The organism is Flavobacterium frigoritolerans (assembly GCF_025847275.1).
Taxonomy (GTDB): domain Bacteria; phylum Bacteroidota; class Bacteroidia; order Flavobacteriales; family Flavobacteriaceae; genus Flavobacterium; species Flavobacterium frigoritolerans.
Genome location: NZ_JAOZEV010000008.1, coordinates 72,674 through 91,374, shown reverse-complemented (window position 1 = coordinate 91,374; position 18,701 = coordinate 72,674). Strand labels below are relative to the sequence as shown.

The following is an 18,701-nucleotide window of genomic DNA, read 5'->3' as shown; positions in this document are numbered from 1 at the left end:
TTATATCTATTCTTTCTCTTGACATAATTATCTCAATTATAGTCAACCTTTTTCAGTGTGATGAGGCAGGAAATAAAAAAAAACCGCAGTGTTTTCGGGACAGCTGCGGTTTTGAACAAATTAAAGTGACTAAAAACTATTTTTATTTTAGAAGCAGTATTCGTTTTCTGCAACTAATTTTGAAGTTATCGTTTCTCTTAGGGCTACTACATTTGGCATGTTAGTGTATTTTGTAAAACGACGTAATCCCATTAACATCATGCGTTGTTCATCGCCTTCTGCAAAAGAAATAATTCCTTCTTTTCCTTTTTGATTTACAATATCTACTGCTTTATACAAGTATAATTTTGCCATTGCAATTTGCTCTTGTACTTTAGCTTCACCTTCTTTTTTGGCTAATTTTTCAGTTCTAAGAATAGTACTTTCTGCCATATAAATTTCAATTAGAATATCAGATGCAGCCATTAATAATTGTTGGTGAGCATCTAAGTCTGGACCATATTTTTGTACAGCACTTCCAGCAACCATTAAGAAAACTTTTTTCAGGTTTGCAACGATTCCTTTTTCTTCTGCAAATAATTCAGAGAAATCTGGAGTGTCAAAAGATGGAATACCCATTAATTCTTCAGATACTTTCATAGCAGGACCTAATAAATCAACATGACCTTTCATCGCTTTTTTGATTAACATCCCTACAGAAAGCATTCTGTTGATTTCGTTTGTACCTTCGTAAATACGAGCAATACGAGCATCTCTCCAAGCACTTTCCATTGGTGTATCTTCAGAGAATCCCATTCCACCAAAAATTTGAATTCCTTCGTCTGCACAATTCTGAACATCTTCAGAAACAGCTACTTTAAGGATAGAACACTCAATTGCGTATTCTTCAACACCTTTTAATTCAGCCTCTTGATGCGTAGATCCTTCTGCTTCACGAGCGATAATTCTATCTTCGATATCTTTTGCAGCACGGTAAGATGCACTTTCTCCTGCGTAACAGTTTGTTGCCATTTCTGCCAATTTAGAACGGATTGCTCCAAATTGTGAAATTGCTGTATTAAATTGGATTCTTTCGTTAGCATATTTAACAGCTCCAGAAGTAACTCTTCTTTGAGCATCAAGACAAGCTGCTGCTAGTTTAATACGACCAACATTTAATGCATTCATTGCAATTTTGAAACCATTTCCTCTTTCAGAAAGCATGTTTTCAACAGGAACTTTGGTGTCATTGAAGAAAACCTGACGAGTAGATGATGCACGAATACCTAATTTGTGCTCTTCTTCATTCATCGAAATTCCATTGTCAGCAGTATTTTCTACGATAAATCCAGTAATGTTTTTATCATCTCCAATACGGGCAAAAACGATGAATACACTACAGAATCCTGCGTTAGAAATCCACATTTTTTGTCCTGTAATTTTGTAATGTGTTCCGTCTTCAGATAAAACTGCTTTAGTTTTTCCTGAATTTGCATCTGATCCAGCTCCTGGCTCAGTTAAGCAATAAGCTCCAAACCATTCACCTGATGCTAATTTAGGAACGTATTTTTTCTTTTGTTCTTCTGTACCATACAAAGTGATTGGCATGGTTCCGATACCTGTATGAGCACCAAAAGCAGTCGAGAACGAACCTGTAGCTCCTGAGATATAATCACATACCAACATAGTCGATACGAATCCCATTCCTAATCCACCGTATTCTTCTGGAACAGCAACTCCTAAAAGTCCCAATTCACCAGCTTTACGCATGCTTTCTTCTGTAAATGCGTAATCTTTTTTCTCGAAACGATTTTTGTTAGGCCAAATTTCTTTGTCTACAAACTCTTTTACAGAGTCTCGCATCATTAATTGCTCTTCCGAAAAATCTTCTGGTGTAAAGATGTCTTCGCACTTTGTTTCTTTTACTAGGAATTGACCTCCTCTTGTTTTGTCTGACATGGTTATATTTATTTTTTAGATGATAGATAATAGACGAATAGATGATAGACGTCAAATTATTAATTATTTATTTAATGTATTTTGAAATGACATTGTTGCTTTCTGGAACTCTTCAATCTTTATTTCAATATGATTTAAGAATTCATCTGTCAAATATTTTTTATGATTTGCTAATAAGAGTTGTGTTTGTAATTCAAAAGATGAGCCTAGAGATATATCTAGAAAATGACTGAAAGACTTATTTGTTCTACTTGAACCTTCTGCTATGTTTGAAGGCATTGAAACTGTTGATCGATCCATTTGACTTTTTAATCCAAATTTTTCTGAAGAAGGAAATGTATCTGTTAAGTCTAAAATTACTTTAGCTACCTCCATTCCCATCTGCCAATTTTTTAGTTTTTTAAAATTATGTCTTTTAAATTCAGTCATGTATTTTTCTGTCTCGTAAAATCTATTATCTATCAGTCTCTCATCTATTAGTCTCTTACAATACTTCGTAAATCCCTGCACTTCCTTGTCCAGTTCCTACACACATTGAAACGATTCCGTATTTACTACCTCTGCGTTTCATTTCGTCGAATAATTGAACAGAAAGTTTAGCACCTGTGCAACCTAGCGGGTGACCTAAAGCAATTGCTCCACCATTTACGTTTACGATATCTGGGTTTAATCCCAATTCACGAACAACTGCCAATGATTGAGAAGCAAAAGCTTCGTTTAGTTCTACTAAATCAATATCTTTTAATTGTAATCCTGCTTGTTTTAAGGCTTTTGGAATAGCTTTTACTGGACCAATACCCATGATTCTTGGCTCAACACCAGAAGAAGCAAAGTTTACTAGCCTAGCGATTGGTTCAAGGTTTAATTCTTTTACCATATCCTCGCTCATGATTAAAACGAATGCTGCACCATCGCTCATTTGAGAAGAGTTACCAGCAGTTACGCTTCCGTCAGCAGCAAAAACAGGTCTTAAACCAGCCAAAGCTTCTTTAGAAGTTCCAGCACGAGGACCTTCGTCTTTATTTACAACGTATGATTTTGTTTCTTTTTTACCATTTTCATTGATAAAAGTTTGTTCAACAGTAATCGGCACGATTTGTTTGTCGAATTTACCTTCAGCTTGCGCTTTTAAAGCTTTGAGGTGAGAGTTATAAGCAAACTCATCTTGATCTTCTCTCGAAATTTTATATTGGTTGGCAACCGCTTCAGCAGTTAACCCCATTCCCCAGTAATAATCTTCGTGACCTTCGGCAGCAAGTTTATAATCCGGAGTTGGTTTGTAACCTCCCATCGGAATAAAACTCATACTTTCGGCTCCACCAGCGATGATACAATCTGCCATTCCCGATTGGATTTTTGCAGTTGCCATTCCGATAGTTTCAAGTCCAGATGCGCAGTAACGGTTTACGGTTACACCAGGAACATCTTCTACTTTTAATCCCATAAGAGAAATTAAACGACCAACGTTTAAACCTTGTTCTGCTTCCGGCATGGCATTTCCTACCATAACGTCATCAATACGTTTTTTGTCAAAATCAGGCAATTCATTCATCATAAACTGAATGGTTTCTGCAGCTAATTCGTCAGGTCTTTTAAATCTAAAAACTCCTTTTGGTGCTTTTCCTACCGCAGTACGGTAAGCTTTTACTATATATGCTGTTTTCATTTGTTTTTTGTTTTTAAGAGTATAGAAGTTAGAGAGACAAGAAGCAAGAGAAAAGGCAAAACTTAGTTTTGAAATCTTGCTTCTTGTTGCTGTTTTCTATGATCTAGTTTCTTAGTGGTTTTCCTTTTGTTAACATATATTGGATTCTCTCTAGGGTCTTACGTTCAGTACATAAACTCAAGAAAGCTTCACGTTCGATATCTAATAAATATTGTTCAGATACTAAAGTAGCTTCAGATAAATCACCTCCAGCCATTACGTAGGCAAGTTTGTTGGCAATTTTCTTATCATGTTCAGAGATGTATTTACCAGCTTCCATTTGATCTGTACCTACTAAGAACATTCCAAGAGCTTGCTTCCCTAATACTTTTACATCTGTTCTTCTTATTGGTTGTGTATAACCAGCTTCTGCCATTAACAAGGCATGTTTTTTAGCTTCCGCGATCTGACGATCTTTGTTTACTACAATAATATCTTTACCATGTTGTAAAAGTCCAGTGTCAAATGCTTCGTAACCAGAAGTAGATACTTTTGCCATAGCAATAGTTAAGAAATACTCTTGAAGAACATTTAATTCTACATCGTTTTTACGGAATAGGTCAGATGCTCTTAATGCCATTTCTTTAGATCCACCACCACCAGGAAGTACACCAACACCAAACTCAACCAATCCCATATATGTTTCAGCAGCAGCTACCACCTTATCGGCATGTAAGCTCATTTCGCATCCACCACCAAAAGTCATTCCGTGAGGTGCTACAACAACAGGAATTCCTGAGTAACGAACACGCATCATTGTGTCTTGGAACATTTTGATAGCCATATTCAACTCATCATATTCTTGCTCAACTGCCATCATAAATATCATTCCGATATTAGCACCTACAGAAAAATTTGCTGCTTGGTTACCAATAACTAATCCCTGATATTCTTTTTCAGATAAGTCGATTGCTTTATTAATTGCTTGAAGGACATCGCCTCCAATTGTATTCATTTTTGATTGGAATTCTAAGTTTAAAATTCCGTCTCCTAAATCTTGGATAATTGCACCACTATTGCACCAAACTTTTTTGCTTTCGCGAATGTTGTTTAGGATAATGAATGCATCTTGTCCTGGAACTTTAGTTTGTGATTTTGTCGGAATGTTATAAAAATAAGTAGCACCTTCTTTTACAGAGTAGAAACTTTTGCTTCCAGAAGCTATCATATCGTTTACCCATGCAGCAGGAGCTAAACCTTCAGCTTTCATGATTTCGATTCCGTTTTCGACACCAATAGCATCCCAAATTTCGAAAGGACCATTTTCCCATCCGAAACCAGCTTTCATGGCATCGTCAATTTTATATAATTCGTCTGATATTTCAGGAATTCTGTTTGATACATAAGCAAACATTCCTGCAAAACTCTTACGGTAAAATTCTCCAGCTTTGTCTTTTCCTTTTACAAGAACTTTAAAACGATTGATTGGTTTATCGATTGTTTTAGTTAATTCAAGCGTAGCAAAATTTGCTTTTTTTGCTGCACGATATTCTAGCGTGTCTAAATCAAGAGTAAGGATATCTCTATCTACTTTTTTGTAGAAACCTTGGCCTGTTTTGCTTCCTAACCAATTATTCTCCATCATTTTTGTGATGAAATCAGGAAGTTTGAATAATTCGTGTTGTTCGTCTGTTGGGCAGTTTTCGTAAATACCATTGGCAACATGTACCAAAGTATCTAAACCTACAACATCAACTGTACGGAAAGTAGCTGATTTTGGACGACCAATAACTGGACCTGTCAATTTATCAACTTCTTCGATAGTTAATCCCATTTCTTTAACTAAATGGAATAAACTTTGAATACCATAAATACCGATTCTGTTTCCGATAAAAGCAGGAGTATCTTTAGCAACAACCGAAGTTTTTCCTAAAAATTTAGATCCGTATTCATTTAAGAAATCCAATACTTCAGTCGAAGTTTTTGGACCAGGAATAATTTCAAATAATTTTAAGTAACGCGCAGGGTTAAAAAAGTGTGTTCCGCAGAAATGTTGTTGGAAGTCTTCGCTTCTTCCTTCGCTCATAAAATGAATCGGAATACCTGAAGTATTTGATGTTACTAATGTCCCCGGTTTACGGAATTTTTCAATTTGCTCAAAAACCAGTTTTTTAATATCAAGACGTTCTACAACAACTTCAATAATCCAGTCAACATTGGCAATTTTTGCCATATCATCGGTTGTATTTCCAGTCGTAATTCTGTTTGCGAATTTCTGACTGTAAATAGGAGATGGTTTAGATTTTAATGAGTTAGCAAGATGTTCGTTTACAACTCTGTTTCTTACGGCTTTGCTTTCTAGAGTTAAGCCTTTTTTAGTTTCGGCCTCTGTTAACTCACGGGGAATGATGTCTAGGAGTAAAACTTCCACACCAATGTTAGCAAAATGACAAGCTATTCCTGAACCCATAATTCCGGATCCAATTACGGCAACTTTTTTAATTGTGCGTTTCATTTTCTGTTTTTTCTGTTTGATTAAATATATTTTTATCTTGTATTAATTCATTTATGATTTCTGAAACTTCAATAAAATGTTTTAATTTTTCTTCAGAAATGTGATTTCTAACTGTTTCATTAAATTTCAAGACTGTATTTTTAGATAACTCTCTTTTCTCTTTTCCAAATTCAGTTAGATAAATCAAAACACCTCGGCCATCGGTTGGATTTTTCTTTCGAACAATCAAGCCTTTGTCTTCCATAGATTTGAGCGTTCTGGTTAAGCTAGTGGCTTCCATTCCCATTCTAGGACCTAATGCTGTCGATGGAGTACCTTCTTCTTTATCGATACTTAATAGCGCAAAACCAGTAGCCATTGTCCCATCATATTTTGCAGCTTCTTCGTTGTACATTCTTGATACAGCTTGCCAGGTTGCGCGTAAAATATAATCTATAGTCTTTTCTTTCATTTGGTAGATTGTATTTGATTATTTAATTTTAATGTGAAATACATTGTGATAGTATCTTTGCATTAATTTAAATCGAATTCGTTTTTTTTGGCAACTATATCGATTTCAAATATAATAAAAAAATATTATGCATGCATAGTATTTCAAAAAATATTTTTTAGTTTGTTAAATGTTAGCTCTGAAATAGAGTTGGTTAAGTTTTCTATTTTTCGAATGAAATATAATATTTTTTTTGAAATTTTAGCTGTTCGATTATCCGAAAAGTTACATCAGGTCAGTAAATTAGGACTTCAGTTTAATGTATCTTGAAAGATATTTCTTTAATTTAAAAACGGAAAAAATTATTCCCCATATTTAAGTAAAGCTTTTCTAAGTTTATCTTTTATTCGTAATCGCAGTCCATTGGGACTGATAACTTCTAATCCATCACCAAAGCCTAAAAGCAAACGCTCTATTTCATAATTAGTTTTAAGCTTTAGTGTAATAATAATACTTCCGTCCTCATTTTCTTTTTCTAGCTTTTGGGAAGCATGAAAGGGTTTTGTTAAAACATAAGGTGCATTTTCTTTATCAATCCAAAGTTCAATTTTTCTAGCGTTCATCCCTTGGTTCACTGTAACCCCAACGACATCTTTATAAAAATCTTCGGCATCAAAAACTTCTTCTATATAAGGTAGGTTAAAATCAAAATCGATGCTGGTAATCCGATCAAGAGCCAAATTGGTTATGGGTTGAGTGCCTTTTTTCTTTCCAACCAAAAACCAACGATTGTTAAACTCCTTTAAAATAAAAGGATGAAAATTAAACTTTTGTTCCTCTCTGGATTTAAAAGATTTATAGGTAATAACTAGAACTATTTTTTTTATGATGGCTTGATAAATTTCGTCCAGATAATGTAATCCTTTTAAGTTTTCGTTTTTATCGAGATAAATTACAGAATTAGTATGTGATTTCTCTGAATAGATTTTATCTTCTAAACGCTGCAAAATATCCGAAACATCACTAAATAAAGAGAAATCTTTAAATTGTTTTAGCATAGAAACTGTTTCTGTTAAAACATTCATGTCGGTTTCTGTAAGCGGAATATCTGTAATAGAGAAATCTTCTTCGTCGTATTTGTAAAACTTCTTATCATAAACTACGATAGGAGCATTGTATCCGAGTTTTTCGCTACGCATGAGTTGGATATCCATTTGTATGGTGCGTTTGCTTATGCGGTTTTCGCGACCCTCATATTCAAATAATGCATCTGAACAGGCTTCGATTAAATCATCGAGAGTCCAGGTTCTGTATTGGTTTTGTAGGCATTTATCGATTGTTTTGTATCGAATTAATGCATTTTTGTTTTGTGACATAATATCTTTTTTGCTGTATAGTCTCAATCCCGATAGTTATCGGGAGCAAATATTTTGTTTCACGCAATTTTTCGGATCATTTTAAGCTACTCCCGATAGCTATCGGGAGTAGCTTAAAAAATAAAAATTTGCGACTTTGTGAGATCATTACAATTATATTTCTTGTTTTTGAGCGTGTCACTCAGGGTTTAGCTGTACGCTGTATCTTTTTTAGGTGAAAAACCCAAAGAAGGTTGCTGCTTCTGTCCTTTATACACACAACTTTAATGATAAATGTACACTTTTATATTTTCTACGCAAAAGAATTGCGTACTTGTTGTGAATATTTGTATTATCAATAATCCTGTTTTTAATCAAGATTGATAAGAAAATTAGTTAGGATACTGAAATAAATGAAAGTTTTTAATTTCAAGGCAAGGTTATATTTGTGTTATTTTTAGTACGTTTTAGTCATTATTATGCCCTTTTTAATTCAACTTTTTGAAAACTAAAAAAGATTATTTTATAATATTTTTTTGATTAAAAAAAACATATACTTTTGGCAGCAAAAATAAATGACATTTCATGGGGAAACTTTACTTCTTACACTTATATTTTCTTTTAATAATTACGACTTCTGTTCATGCATTTGGGGCTGTCAATAAAAATGATTTTACATCTAATAAAGGTTATAAAAACCTAGTTTTAGTACCCAATGTCGATTTCAATTTTACTAACGATGGAACTTGTTCTGGAACTCCCATTACATTTACTCCTATTGTAAGTGCTACTGCTCCTTTTAGCTATAAATGGGATTTTGGAGATGGGACGACTTCTACAGATAGTAATCCAAGTCATTCTTTTACAGCGGTTGGTTGCGGTACGCAGTCTTTTGTTGTAAAGTTAACAGTTACTGATGCTAGCGGTGAAAACAGTATAACAAAAACTATTACTGTAAAACAAAAACCAGATTTAAAATTTGGAAATGTAAATACTCCAGGATCACTTAAGCCTTTTGAAAGATGTGGAGATAATAATTCAGATCCAAAATACAGTATTAATGTTAGTAATAATTCAGCTTCATCGGCATGCATTACGTCTTATAATGTTGATTGGGGAGATGGCAGTTCTGAAACAAATGTTGTTTTTCCTAAACAGCATGAATATCAGAAATTAGGTTCTTTTAATATGGTTATTACCGGAATCGGAAATAATGGCTGTAACAATTCTGTTACTTATGTAGTAAAAAATTCTAACAATCCGCTAGGGGCACTTATTGCTCCAGGTAATACAACCAATTTATGTCTTCCTGTAGCTCCAATGAATTTTGCAATAGGGGCATGGGGACTTAATCCTTCTGATACACGATATGTGGTTAATTATGGTGACGGAACTGTACAATCATATACTCAAGGACAATTAGAAAGCTCTTCTTATTATAACGCAGGAAATCCGCAAGCTTCTCAAAATTTTCCTGTACCGCATAAATTTACAAGAGCCAATTGCCCTTCTGGAAATACGGTTAGCTTAACAATAACAACATCTTGTGGAAGTACTTATCTTACAGCCGGACCTATTATCATATTAGGTGTGCCAGTGATAAGTTTTAAAGTAAATAGTATTGCATGTGTTAATACTAGTATCTATTTCGAAAATACGACCGTTGCAGGCTACACTAATGATTGTAGTACTTATAATGTTTACACTTGGGATTTTGGTGATGGAACAACTTCTAGAGAGGTTAACCTTTATCATGTATACACAGCACCAGGGAAATATACAGTTAAACTAAATGCAACAACTCCTTGTGGAGCTGGAATTGAAACAACAAGAGAAATATGTGTAGAGCCTATATTACAACCTAGTTTTACTTTTGGTAATGCTTGTGCTTCAACCAATGTTCAAATGACAAATACTACAGATACGAGGTTAACTTGTGGAACAGAGAGCTATTATTGGGAAGTTACGAATTATGTTGAAGGCTTTTGTGGTAAAGAGTCAGTACCAGGAACAGGAAGAGGACAATGGAATTTTGCAAATGGTACATATTCTTCATCAAAAGATCCTGTTTTTAATTTTACACTGCCAGGTACCTATTATGTTAGGTTAAGAACAATGAATTCTTGCGACGTTTACACATATTCTGCTACTCAGGCAATACAGGTAAAAAAACCGCCAGTTACAACTTTAAAACCTATTTCAGATTTTTGTAATTCGGCAACAATTAATCCTGTTGGAACAGTAGAAGAAACTTGTTCTCCAAGTTCGGAGATTACTTATTTATGGAGTTTTCCAGGAGGTACACCTTCATCATCTACTTTGCTTAATCCGGGACCAATAAATTATACAACTAGTGGTAATTATGTAGCTACTTTTAGTGTTACTAATAGTTGTGGAACAACTACCAAAACGGCTCCTTTTTCGGTTGATTTAGTTCTTTCTCCAGTTATAAAAGATAAGACAGTAAAAATATGCAGTGGTACTAGTTTTCAGGTTACGCCTGTTACCAATGGGATAGATAATGTACCAGCAGGAACGACCTATGTTTGGTCAACGCCTGTAGTTTCTCCTGCAGGAGCAGTAAGTGGAGCAAATGCACAATCTTCTCCAAGATCAAATATTAGTCAGACTTTAATAAATAACACAGCTAATCCAGCAACAGTAACATATACGGTATCACCTATATCTACAGCTTGTCCGGGACCTAATTTTACAATAACAGTAACCGTAGATCCATTAATAAAAGTAACTCAAGTTACAAAAAATGGTACCTGTTTTGGATCTAATGATGGTTCCATTACGATAAGTGTAACAGGAGGTATTCCTTTTGCAACAGCAACTCCTTATACTTTTTTATGGACAGGCCCCAATGGATTTACGAGTACCGATAAAGATATTTCTAATTTAAAACCAGGAACGTATTATTTAAGTGTTAAGGATAATGGAAATTGTCCGTTTTCACAAGCCTATTCTGTTTCTGAACCGGGTAAATTTCAAACTTCAGGAGGTAAAAATGATATCACGTGTTTTGGGTTAAATAACGGAAGTATAAATTTATACACAACAGGAGGAACACAGCCTTATACTTATGTATGGACAAAAGATGGGAATCCTTATGCTGCAACTACCGGAAATATTAATAATCTTGGACCAGGAAAGTATGACGTTACCATTACCGAAGTTAATAATTGTGATATACTTACAGATCGTTACACAATTATAGAACCGCCATTATTAAAAGTAAAATGGGAAAGTCAAGTTGATATATTATGTTACGGATATTATACAGGTGAAATTAATGTAAGTACAATAGGCGGTCGATATACTGAACTATCTCCGGGAGTTTTTAATTACCGATATAGTTGGACGGGACCAAATGGATTTAGAAGTAATCTTCAAAATCTAAAAAATCTTGCAGCAGGTACTTATAATTTAACTGTTACTGATAATTCAGGTTGTGAAGATAAATTGAGCGTTGTATTACTTCAAAATGATGAAATACGTTTAAATTACAGTAAAACTGAGATAGCATGTTATAATTATGCTAATGCATCTATTACTATAAATAGCATAACAGGAGGAGTTCCTTTTACAACAGGAGATCCGTATATTATAGAATGGAGTAATTTAGGAACAGGTTTAGTACAAAATAATTTATCAGCGGGAACTTATGTAATCACAATTACTGATGCATTAGGTTGTCCAAAAGTGTTTCCTATAGTGATAGATAATGCACCAGTTTTCACTATTAATCCAGATGTAAAAAACGTTTCTTGTTTTGGAGCAAATGATGGTCATATCCGATTGAACCTTATAGGAGGTAAAGCGCCGGTTAAGTTAGTTTGGGATGATAATTCGACAGCAGGAATTGAACGTAATAATATTGGACCGGGGAAATATAGTGTGACAATTACAGATGGTAAAGCCTGTGTAATAAGAGAAACCTTTATTATAATTGAGCCTTTATTGTTAGAACTAAGAGCTGATGTTTCAAATCCTTTAGATTGTGTTGATGCAAATACAGGAGAGATCAATTTAGTGGTAACAGGAGGTCTGCCTCCATTTACGTACTCATGGTCAAATGGTGCAAAAACCGAAGATTTGAGTAAACTTCCACCAGGAACTTATGCCGTTACTGTTACAGATGCCAATGGTTGTAAAAAATCAGAGGAATGGAAAATTACCAGATTTGATCAGCTTACGCCAACTATCGAAGTGCTAACCGATTTTGATTGTGAGACTAAATACGTGCATCAAACATTTGTAGGACATGTAAAAGGAGGAATACCGCCATATACATTAAGTTGGTCAGATGGAGTTGTTTCAGGTCCTAATAACGAAATAATGAATACCGAAAACAAAGGCTTAATTATATTTAGCGTAACCGATAGTTTTGGATGTACTGCCGATTTTCCATACAATGTTAATACACCAGTATTAGGAATAGCTAATTATTCGACGAGTTCTTATGGTAAAGATGTTTATGATTTGTATTCAATTTACGATCCTATTTTATTTACGAATCTGGCAACAGGAGATTTTACAAATATTTCTTGGGATTTTGGTGATGGTAAATTCTCAAATGAAGAAAATCCGAAACATATTTACACAAGAGAAGGAACTTATACAATAAAGCAAACAGTTACTTATCCTTTTGGTTGTCAATATAGTTATACATCAACATTAGTTGTCGAAAAAGGATATAGTCTGATAATGCCAAATGCCTTTACGCCAAATAATGATGGTTACAATGACACATTTGCACCAGTGTTTTTAGGTTTTGATAGCATTACTCTTGATGTCTATGACACTTGGGGAGGAATTGTATATTCTGAAACTGGAAAAAACATTAGTGGATGGAACGGACAAATAAAGAATCATGCAGCCGAAAATGGAAACTACTTTTTCAAAATCACTGCAAAAACTTTTTACAACCATACCATAACCGAAAGAGGAGCATTTACATTACTTAAATAATAGCAACAGATTACAATGAGATTAAAACTATATATAACAATACTAATTGCATGTTGCTTTTATTCAGAAACAAGAGCGCAAGACCCAATTTTCACCCAATATTTTTTAGTTCCCGAAACACTTAATCCAGGTTTTTCTGGGTTTATGGAAACTACCTATGCAGGGATAGTACATCGTGAGCAATGGCCAGATTTAGATTTAAAAATAGATACCGATTATGCATTTGTAAATACTTGGAACGAAAAAATGAATAGCGGTTATGGAATAAGTGTTTTAAATCAAAGAGAAAACCTGACCAAATATAATTACACGCAAATTAATGCTAATTATGCCTACCGAGTAAAGCTAAACGATACATGGTATTTTAGACCAGCTATCGAAGCAGGTTTTGGATTAAAATCATTTGCCTTTCAAAATTTACTGCTCGAGGATCAAATTAATATTCGAACAGGTGTTATAAATTCAAGTTCGGTAGATCCGATGCTAAAAAACGATAAAGTCAATTTCTTTGATGTATCAGCAGGTATGGTTTTTAACACCGAAAGTCTTTGGATAGGTTTATCGATGAAACACCTTAATAGACCTAATATTTCCTTTGCAGGAGACGGAAACGTGCCTTTAGATACATTCTTTTCTTTGAGTTCAGGTTACGAATTTCTTTTAGCCGATTATATCGATGTGTTGTTTCTTCCGTATGAAACTAAAATGCTTATAACCTCAAATTATATGCAACAAGGATATTATAATCGATTTGATTTAGGAACATCTATACAGTTCGAGAAAATATATTTTGGTGCAACAGCAGTTACAAATCCTTCAAAAAATGGTATAAGCAGGGAGTTACTAACCTCCGTAAATCTTTTTACAGGCTTGCAGTATGAGAATTTAAAATTAGGGCTTTCCTATGATTTGAATACGACGAATATGGGGAGAACAGGAGGCGTTTTTGAAGTTTTATTAACGTACCAGTTTAACCTGAGTGTAAAATGTTTCGGATGTCCTAATTACACAGGAAGATAGACAGGAAGTTATTTATAGAATTACAGTTTTTATCCTAATAAGGGCGTGTCCCGCCGAAAAAGCGGGTCGGGCTGTACGCTGTATCTTTTTTGGGCGAAAAGCCCAAAAAAGGATGCCGCTTCCATCCCTCACGCAAAACCGATAATGGAATAAACTATCGTTTTATATTGTTATAAATGATTTGTTTTCGTTTCTAATTTTCCGTAGAGGCGCACAGCAGAGCGTCTAACATATTGTGGATACGCACTGCAGTGCGTCTCTACATTAATAATGAAATTTCTTTTTCAATATTCATTCTTGCTTTCTCCTCATATAAATTTCTGAATTCCTTCGTCTGAAAAATAGATTCATTTTCCAGAAAATGTTTCAACGCTTTAGCGCGTCCCGGTTTATAGAGAAAATCAGGATAAATGCGATACTCTTTTCTGATTTGTTCAAAGTAAATCTGATATTCATCCCAATCTCGGGCAAGAATCTTCAAATCAAAATCAATTAACCAATTAATATCCTCAATTACATTGTGTTGATGTTGCTGTGTTGCACAAATAGCATCAAAAACCAATTGATTATCAAATGAGATATTTTTAGGTAAAATCGATAATGCATATTCAGCACTTTTTAATTCATTGTCTTTTTTACGGCTATTGTATATGTAGTCATGATAAAAGATGGCGTATAAGATTTCATTAGGAAATTGCAGTTTCTCCAAGTATGTTTCATAACAATCAATCATATCACTAATATGAGTCAGGTTATGATAGTATCTGGATTTTTTGGAATAAGCAGTTTCGAGTTCCAACCAATTATGCTGAATCTCTTTTTCGTCAAAGCCAATGTTTGCGAGCAGTTCGGTATATTTTTCTTTTAGATCCATAGCGCTAATTTACTTAAAAAAACATTCCTTTTTTACTGCGCAGAATAATTGCGTACTAATTGTAAACCTTTGTATCATCAAAACAAAAGGCCTTGTAGCTTAAAAGGAAAAGCCTACAGAAAAATTACTGGCTGTAGAGTTTGCGGATATTCCGGTTAGACCTGCGCGGACTAATGGGTAGAATTTACAGAAGCACCGAAATCGTTAGGGAAAGTAGGGAAGCGTATTTAGAGCCGCAATGCCCGAAAGGGAATATGAGTTCGAATCTCATCAGGGTCACAAAATAAATAAATGTTTACGAGTAATTTAGATTACTTAAAATAGGATTCTTTTTCACTGCACAAAATGAATGCGTAGTAGTTTTTGAATCTTTGTTTAAAGAAAAGAAGAAATGAATACAGTACTATTAAAAGAGATGATATCCAAAAATTATATTAGAGTAAACAAACACCCTAATTATGATTTATATATTTATAATTATACGCAAAGTGCGCAATTCGAAAGAATATGGAATGAAGTTACATTAAATTGTAGAGGATTAATTCTTGATGAAAGTTTTAATGTGATAGCGAGACCATTTCCTAAGTTTTTTAATTTAGGCGAAATGGAAAGCCAAACAATTCCTAATACAACTTTTGAAGTGTATGATAAAGCCGATGGTTCGCTGGGGATTTTATACTGGATAGATGAGGTACCATTTATAGCAAGTAGGGGTTCATTTGCAAGTGATCAGTCAGATAAAGCAAACGAAATGTTACATGGAAAATATAAAAACTCATGGACATTATTGGATAAAAACAAAACCTATTTATTTGAGATTATTTATCCTCAAAACCGAATTGTTTTAGATTATGGTGTAGCAGAAGAATTGGTTTTACTGGCAATTATCGATACACAATCGGGAGAAGAATTCCCGCTAGAAGCTATTGGATTTCCTATTGTCGAAAAATATGACGGAATTAAAGATATTGGTTCATTAGCAGCAATGAATAAAGATAATAAAGAAGGGTTTGTTATTAAATTTTCGGATAATTTTAGAGTAAAAATCAAATTTGAAGAATATCTTCGTTTGCACCGAATCATTACTCAGGTTTCTAATTTGAACATTTGGGAATATTTAAAAACAAACCAACCGATAGAAGAAGTTCTGGAACGTGTTCCTGATGAATTTTTTAATTGGGTGAAAGAAACAAAAAGTGATTTAGAAAATCAATATGCGGTAATCGAAAATCAATGTAAAAAAGATTTTAAGGTATTCGAAACAGTCAAAGAAACAGCCCTGTATTTCCAGACATGCAAACATCAGGGAGTATTATTTGCAATGCTTAAAAACAGAGATTATTCCGAAATAATTTGGAGAATGATTCGACCAGCGTTCGAAAAACCATTTAATAGAGAAGAAGAATAGAAAATTAATTTAACTGCGCAAAATAATTGCGTAGTGGCAAAGCTATATTTGTCAAACAAAAATAAACACAATGATTATAAAACTTAAATCAGACAATACATACTTTTTAGATATCCTTTATAAAAATCCAAATACGGATCAAGGTCTTTATTTGAAAGAATTAAAAAACGGAGTTATTATAGGAAATGTTATTTCAGCTACAGAATATCATTGTGTTTTTATGGATGGCAAACATAGTTATTTGCCAGAAGAAGGAAATCAAACCGATTTTCAGAGTTACTGTAGTCCGCTATTGGCTTTAAATATGGCAACCGAATTTTTTAATCATTTGTACAAAGAAAATGCAAATTTGAGTGAAACAGTAATTTCTTGGTTAGAAAAAAACTACGATGAGGTTGATACTGAAAAATGTACGATAGAAGTAGCTACTTTTTTTATCGATTCGGGCTGGTATAAAAACGGAAACTATCTTTTATCAAAATACATCGATGGAATTTCATTGCAGCATAAAATTGGAAGTAATTTCGAATTAAAGATAGAAGGTTCAACGGTTAGGGAAGCCTTACAGAAATTTTCGCTTGTAGCTTTGTTTTCGCATTTCACCAACAAATATGCAGTTTATACCTATATCGATGACTTTTTTATTCAAAAGCACATCACGATGTTAACCAATATTTCGGGTGTTCCGTATTTTGTATTTTATCTTTTTATAAAAAGAATTATGCGTTCTCCAGTTCAGTTCGAAAAATTCAAACCACAGTTAGAAGCGTATTTTGATAACAAGGTTCAATTTGTTTTTACAGATACACATCAATCCAGAAAAGAATTCATTTGTAATAAAATCAATTTTGATGAACCTGTTTTAGATTTTGGTTGTGGCGAAATGCAGTATTTTAAAATGTTGCTAAAAAAAGGATTTATACAGGAATATCATGCGTACGACGAAGTAGATTTTAAACCTATTGCAGATAAAATAGTTGGGATAGAGAATGCAGATAATTTGCATTGGGTTGAAAGTTTAGAAGAAATTAAAGGATTTGAAAATCAGATTATTTTAAGTGAGGTGATTGAGCATAATTCATTAGAAGAGGCAAAAGCATTATTAATTTGGATACGTGATAATACGCAGTTTACCCAATTATTTGTAACAACACCAGACAAAGATTTTAATGTGAATTATGAACTGACAGAGGAATTTAGGCACGACGATCACGATTTTGAGTTATCAAATTCAGAATTTGTGGATTTGATTGACGAGATTTTTCCAAACCCTAAAACCTATTATGGAGTAGGAGATTGTGTAAATGGAGTTTACCCAACAAGTGCAGTAATCATTCAAAAAAAGTAAAAGATGTTAGATTATAGAGTAAGAAACAGAATAGAGTGGTTTTGTAAAAATAAGATAAATGATTTTTCGCCAACCATTTCGCCAGCACCAAAAAGCAGGACAAAAAATGAAATAGAAAGTATCGAGGAAGCGGTAAATTATTATTTAGGAAAAGGCGTAACCGAATTTGTAGTTCAAAAAAAATACATGGGTTCGTATTGCACCATTTACTTGAAAAGAAATCTTGATGAAAGCTATTTCGTTTCCAGAAATGGTTTTAAAATGGATCATATTGATGTAAAAAAAGCAATTAGCAGTTTGAAGGATTTGCATGCTAAAATGATCATTACTTTTCCTGATTTCGAAACTATTTTAATAGCTTCAGAATTATTGCCTTGGAAGATTTTAGGAGCAGGATTAATCGAAAAAGAATTTATAGGATATTACGATGCCTTAAAGACACATAATGTGTATTTGCAATCTTCAGGACTACTTGAAAAATTAGAAAGTGTGAGAGAATCTGAATTGTTTACAACATACATTTCAGATAAAAAACAATTAACTAAAAAGGAATTTGGCAGTAAACACAAATCACATATTGTTCGTCAGTACGAAGCTTTGGGAATTGTAAAAATACCGAATGTTGCCAAACAGGATGAATCATTAAAGGTATTTCAGAATCAGATCAATACATTTGGGAATGAAGCCGAATTGCATTTTAAACCGTTTACGATTTTAAAAGTGGTTAATATTGGTGGAGCTGAAGTAATACCAAATTCTAATTTGACTTATGAATTGGTCAACGATGACACTTTTTTGCATTTAGAAATTACCAGTGCTAACAAAGAAGAAAAGCTAAAGGAAATGTATTCGTTTTTTGAAAAACTAACTAATGAGAATGAAGAAGGCATAATGATTAAACCAGTTCAGAATTACATTAAAAATTTGCCACCGTGTTTTAAAGTTAGAAATAACAATTACCTAACGATGATTTATGGAGTGAACTTTCATCAGGATTTTGATCATTATTTAGAGAAAAGGAATGTAAAGAAGAAATTAGAACAATCGATAAATGGTTGGGAAATCAATCAGAAAATGCTTCAGATTCCGTATAAAGATTTAGAAGAAGAAAATTACTTGATGCGTTTGTTGCTCTTAAAGCGAATCAATAACGAAGAAATAGAAAAAACATTAGATCCAAGATTATAACAA

At 33.6% G+C, this 18,701-nt stretch carries 12 protein-coding genes; 5 read left to right on the top strand and 7 right to left on the bottom strand.

Going from position 1 to position 18,701, the window contains the following annotated elements; translation table 11 throughout:
• Window positions 1–147: 147 nt before the first annotated feature.
• The 6 genes from OIU80_RS11840 to OIU80_RS11815 form a co-directional block, all read right to left on the bottom strand.
• Window positions 148–1,938, bottom strand: coding sequence for an acyl-CoA dehydrogenase family protein (locus OIU80_RS11840; RefSeq protein ID WP_264287212.1), 1,791 nt, complete (start codon window positions 1,936–1,938; stop codon window positions 148–150).
• Window positions 1,939–2,001: 63 nt separating this feature from the next.
• The gene (locus tag OIU80_RS11835; protein WP_264287211.1) at window positions 2,002–2,367 is read right to left on the bottom strand and encodes a four helix bundle protein; all 366 of its coding nucleotides are present in this window, start codon (window positions 2,365–2,367) and stop codon (window positions 2,002–2,004) included.
• A gap of 55 nt (window positions 2,368–2,422) precedes the next feature.
• Window positions 2,423–3,604 (bottom strand): thiolase family protein, encoded by a 1,182-nt coding sequence (locus OIU80_RS11830; protein WP_264287210.1) that lies wholly within the window; start codon window positions 3,602–3,604, stop codon window positions 2,423–2,425.
• Between the two features lie 103 nt (window positions 3,605–3,707).
• Window positions 3,708–6,098, bottom strand: a complete 2,391-nt coding sequence (locus OIU80_RS11825) for a 3-hydroxyacyl-CoA dehydrogenase/enoyl-CoA hydratase family protein (protein WP_264287209.1) — start codon at window positions 6,096–6,098, stop codon at window positions 3,708–3,710.
• Window positions 6,082–6,549: a MarR family winged helix-turn-helix transcriptional regulator gene (locus OIU80_RS11820; protein ID WP_129539263.1), complete on the bottom strand. Its 468-nt coding sequence runs from the start codon at window positions 6,547–6,549 to the stop codon at window positions 6,082–6,084. The genes OIU80_RS11825 and OIU80_RS11820 overlap by 17 nt, the downstream gene beginning before the upstream one ends.
• 341 nt (window positions 6,550–6,890) lie before the next feature.
• Complete coding sequence (locus OIU80_RS11815; protein WP_264287208.1) at window positions 6,891–7,904, bottom strand: helix-turn-helix transcriptional regulator; 1,014 nt, start codon at window positions 7,902–7,904, stop codon at window positions 6,891–6,893.
• Between the two features lie 564 nt (window positions 7,905–8,468).
• Between OIU80_RS11815 and OIU80_RS11810 the strand changes: the two genes are divergently transcribed.
• Entirely contained in the window at window positions 8,469–12,860 is a 4,392-nt protein-coding gene (locus OIU80_RS11810; protein WP_264287207.1) for a PKD domain-containing protein, read from the top strand.
• 15 nt (window positions 12,861–12,875) lie between these two features.
• Window positions 12,876–13,880 (top strand): PorP/SprF family type IX secretion system membrane protein, encoded by a 1,005-nt coding sequence (locus OIU80_RS11805; RefSeq protein ID WP_264287206.1) that lies wholly within the window; start codon window positions 12,876–12,878, stop codon window positions 13,878–13,880.
• A gap of 259 nt (window positions 13,881–14,139) precedes the next feature.
• Here the strand turns inward: OIU80_RS11805 and OIU80_RS11800 are convergent, their stop codons facing one another.
• The gene (locus OIU80_RS11800; RefSeq protein WP_264287205.1) at window positions 14,140–14,754 is read right to left on the bottom strand and encodes an HD domain-containing protein; all 615 of its coding nucleotides are present in this window, start codon (window positions 14,752–14,754) and stop codon (window positions 14,140–14,142) included.
• 391 nt (window positions 14,755–15,145) lie between these two features.
• On the opposite strand from OIU80_RS11800, the gene OIU80_RS11795 reads away from it, so the two are divergent.
• The 3 genes from OIU80_RS11795 (at window position 15,146) to OIU80_RS11785 (ending at window position 18,698) form a co-directional block, all read left to right on the top strand.
• Complete coding sequence (locus OIU80_RS11795; RefSeq protein WP_264287204.1) at window positions 15,146–16,162, top strand: T4 RnlA family RNA ligase; 1,017 nt, start codon at window positions 15,146–15,148, stop codon at window positions 16,160–16,162.
• A 70-nt stretch (window positions 16,163–16,232) separates the two neighbouring features.
• The gene (locus tag OIU80_RS11790; RefSeq protein ID WP_264287203.1) at window positions 16,233–17,510 is read left to right on the top strand and encodes a class I SAM-dependent methyltransferase; all 1,278 of its coding nucleotides are present in this window, start codon (window positions 16,233–16,235) and stop codon (window positions 17,508–17,510) included.
• Window positions 17,511–17,513: 3 nt separating this feature from the next.
• Window positions 17,514–18,698 carry a hypothetical protein gene (locus OIU80_RS11785; protein WP_264287202.1) on the top strand — a complete coding sequence of 395 codons (1,185 nt, stop codon included), beginning with the start codon at window positions 17,514–17,516 and terminating at the stop codon, window positions 18,696–18,698.
• The last annotated feature ends 3 nt before the right edge of the window (window positions 18,699–18,701 follow it).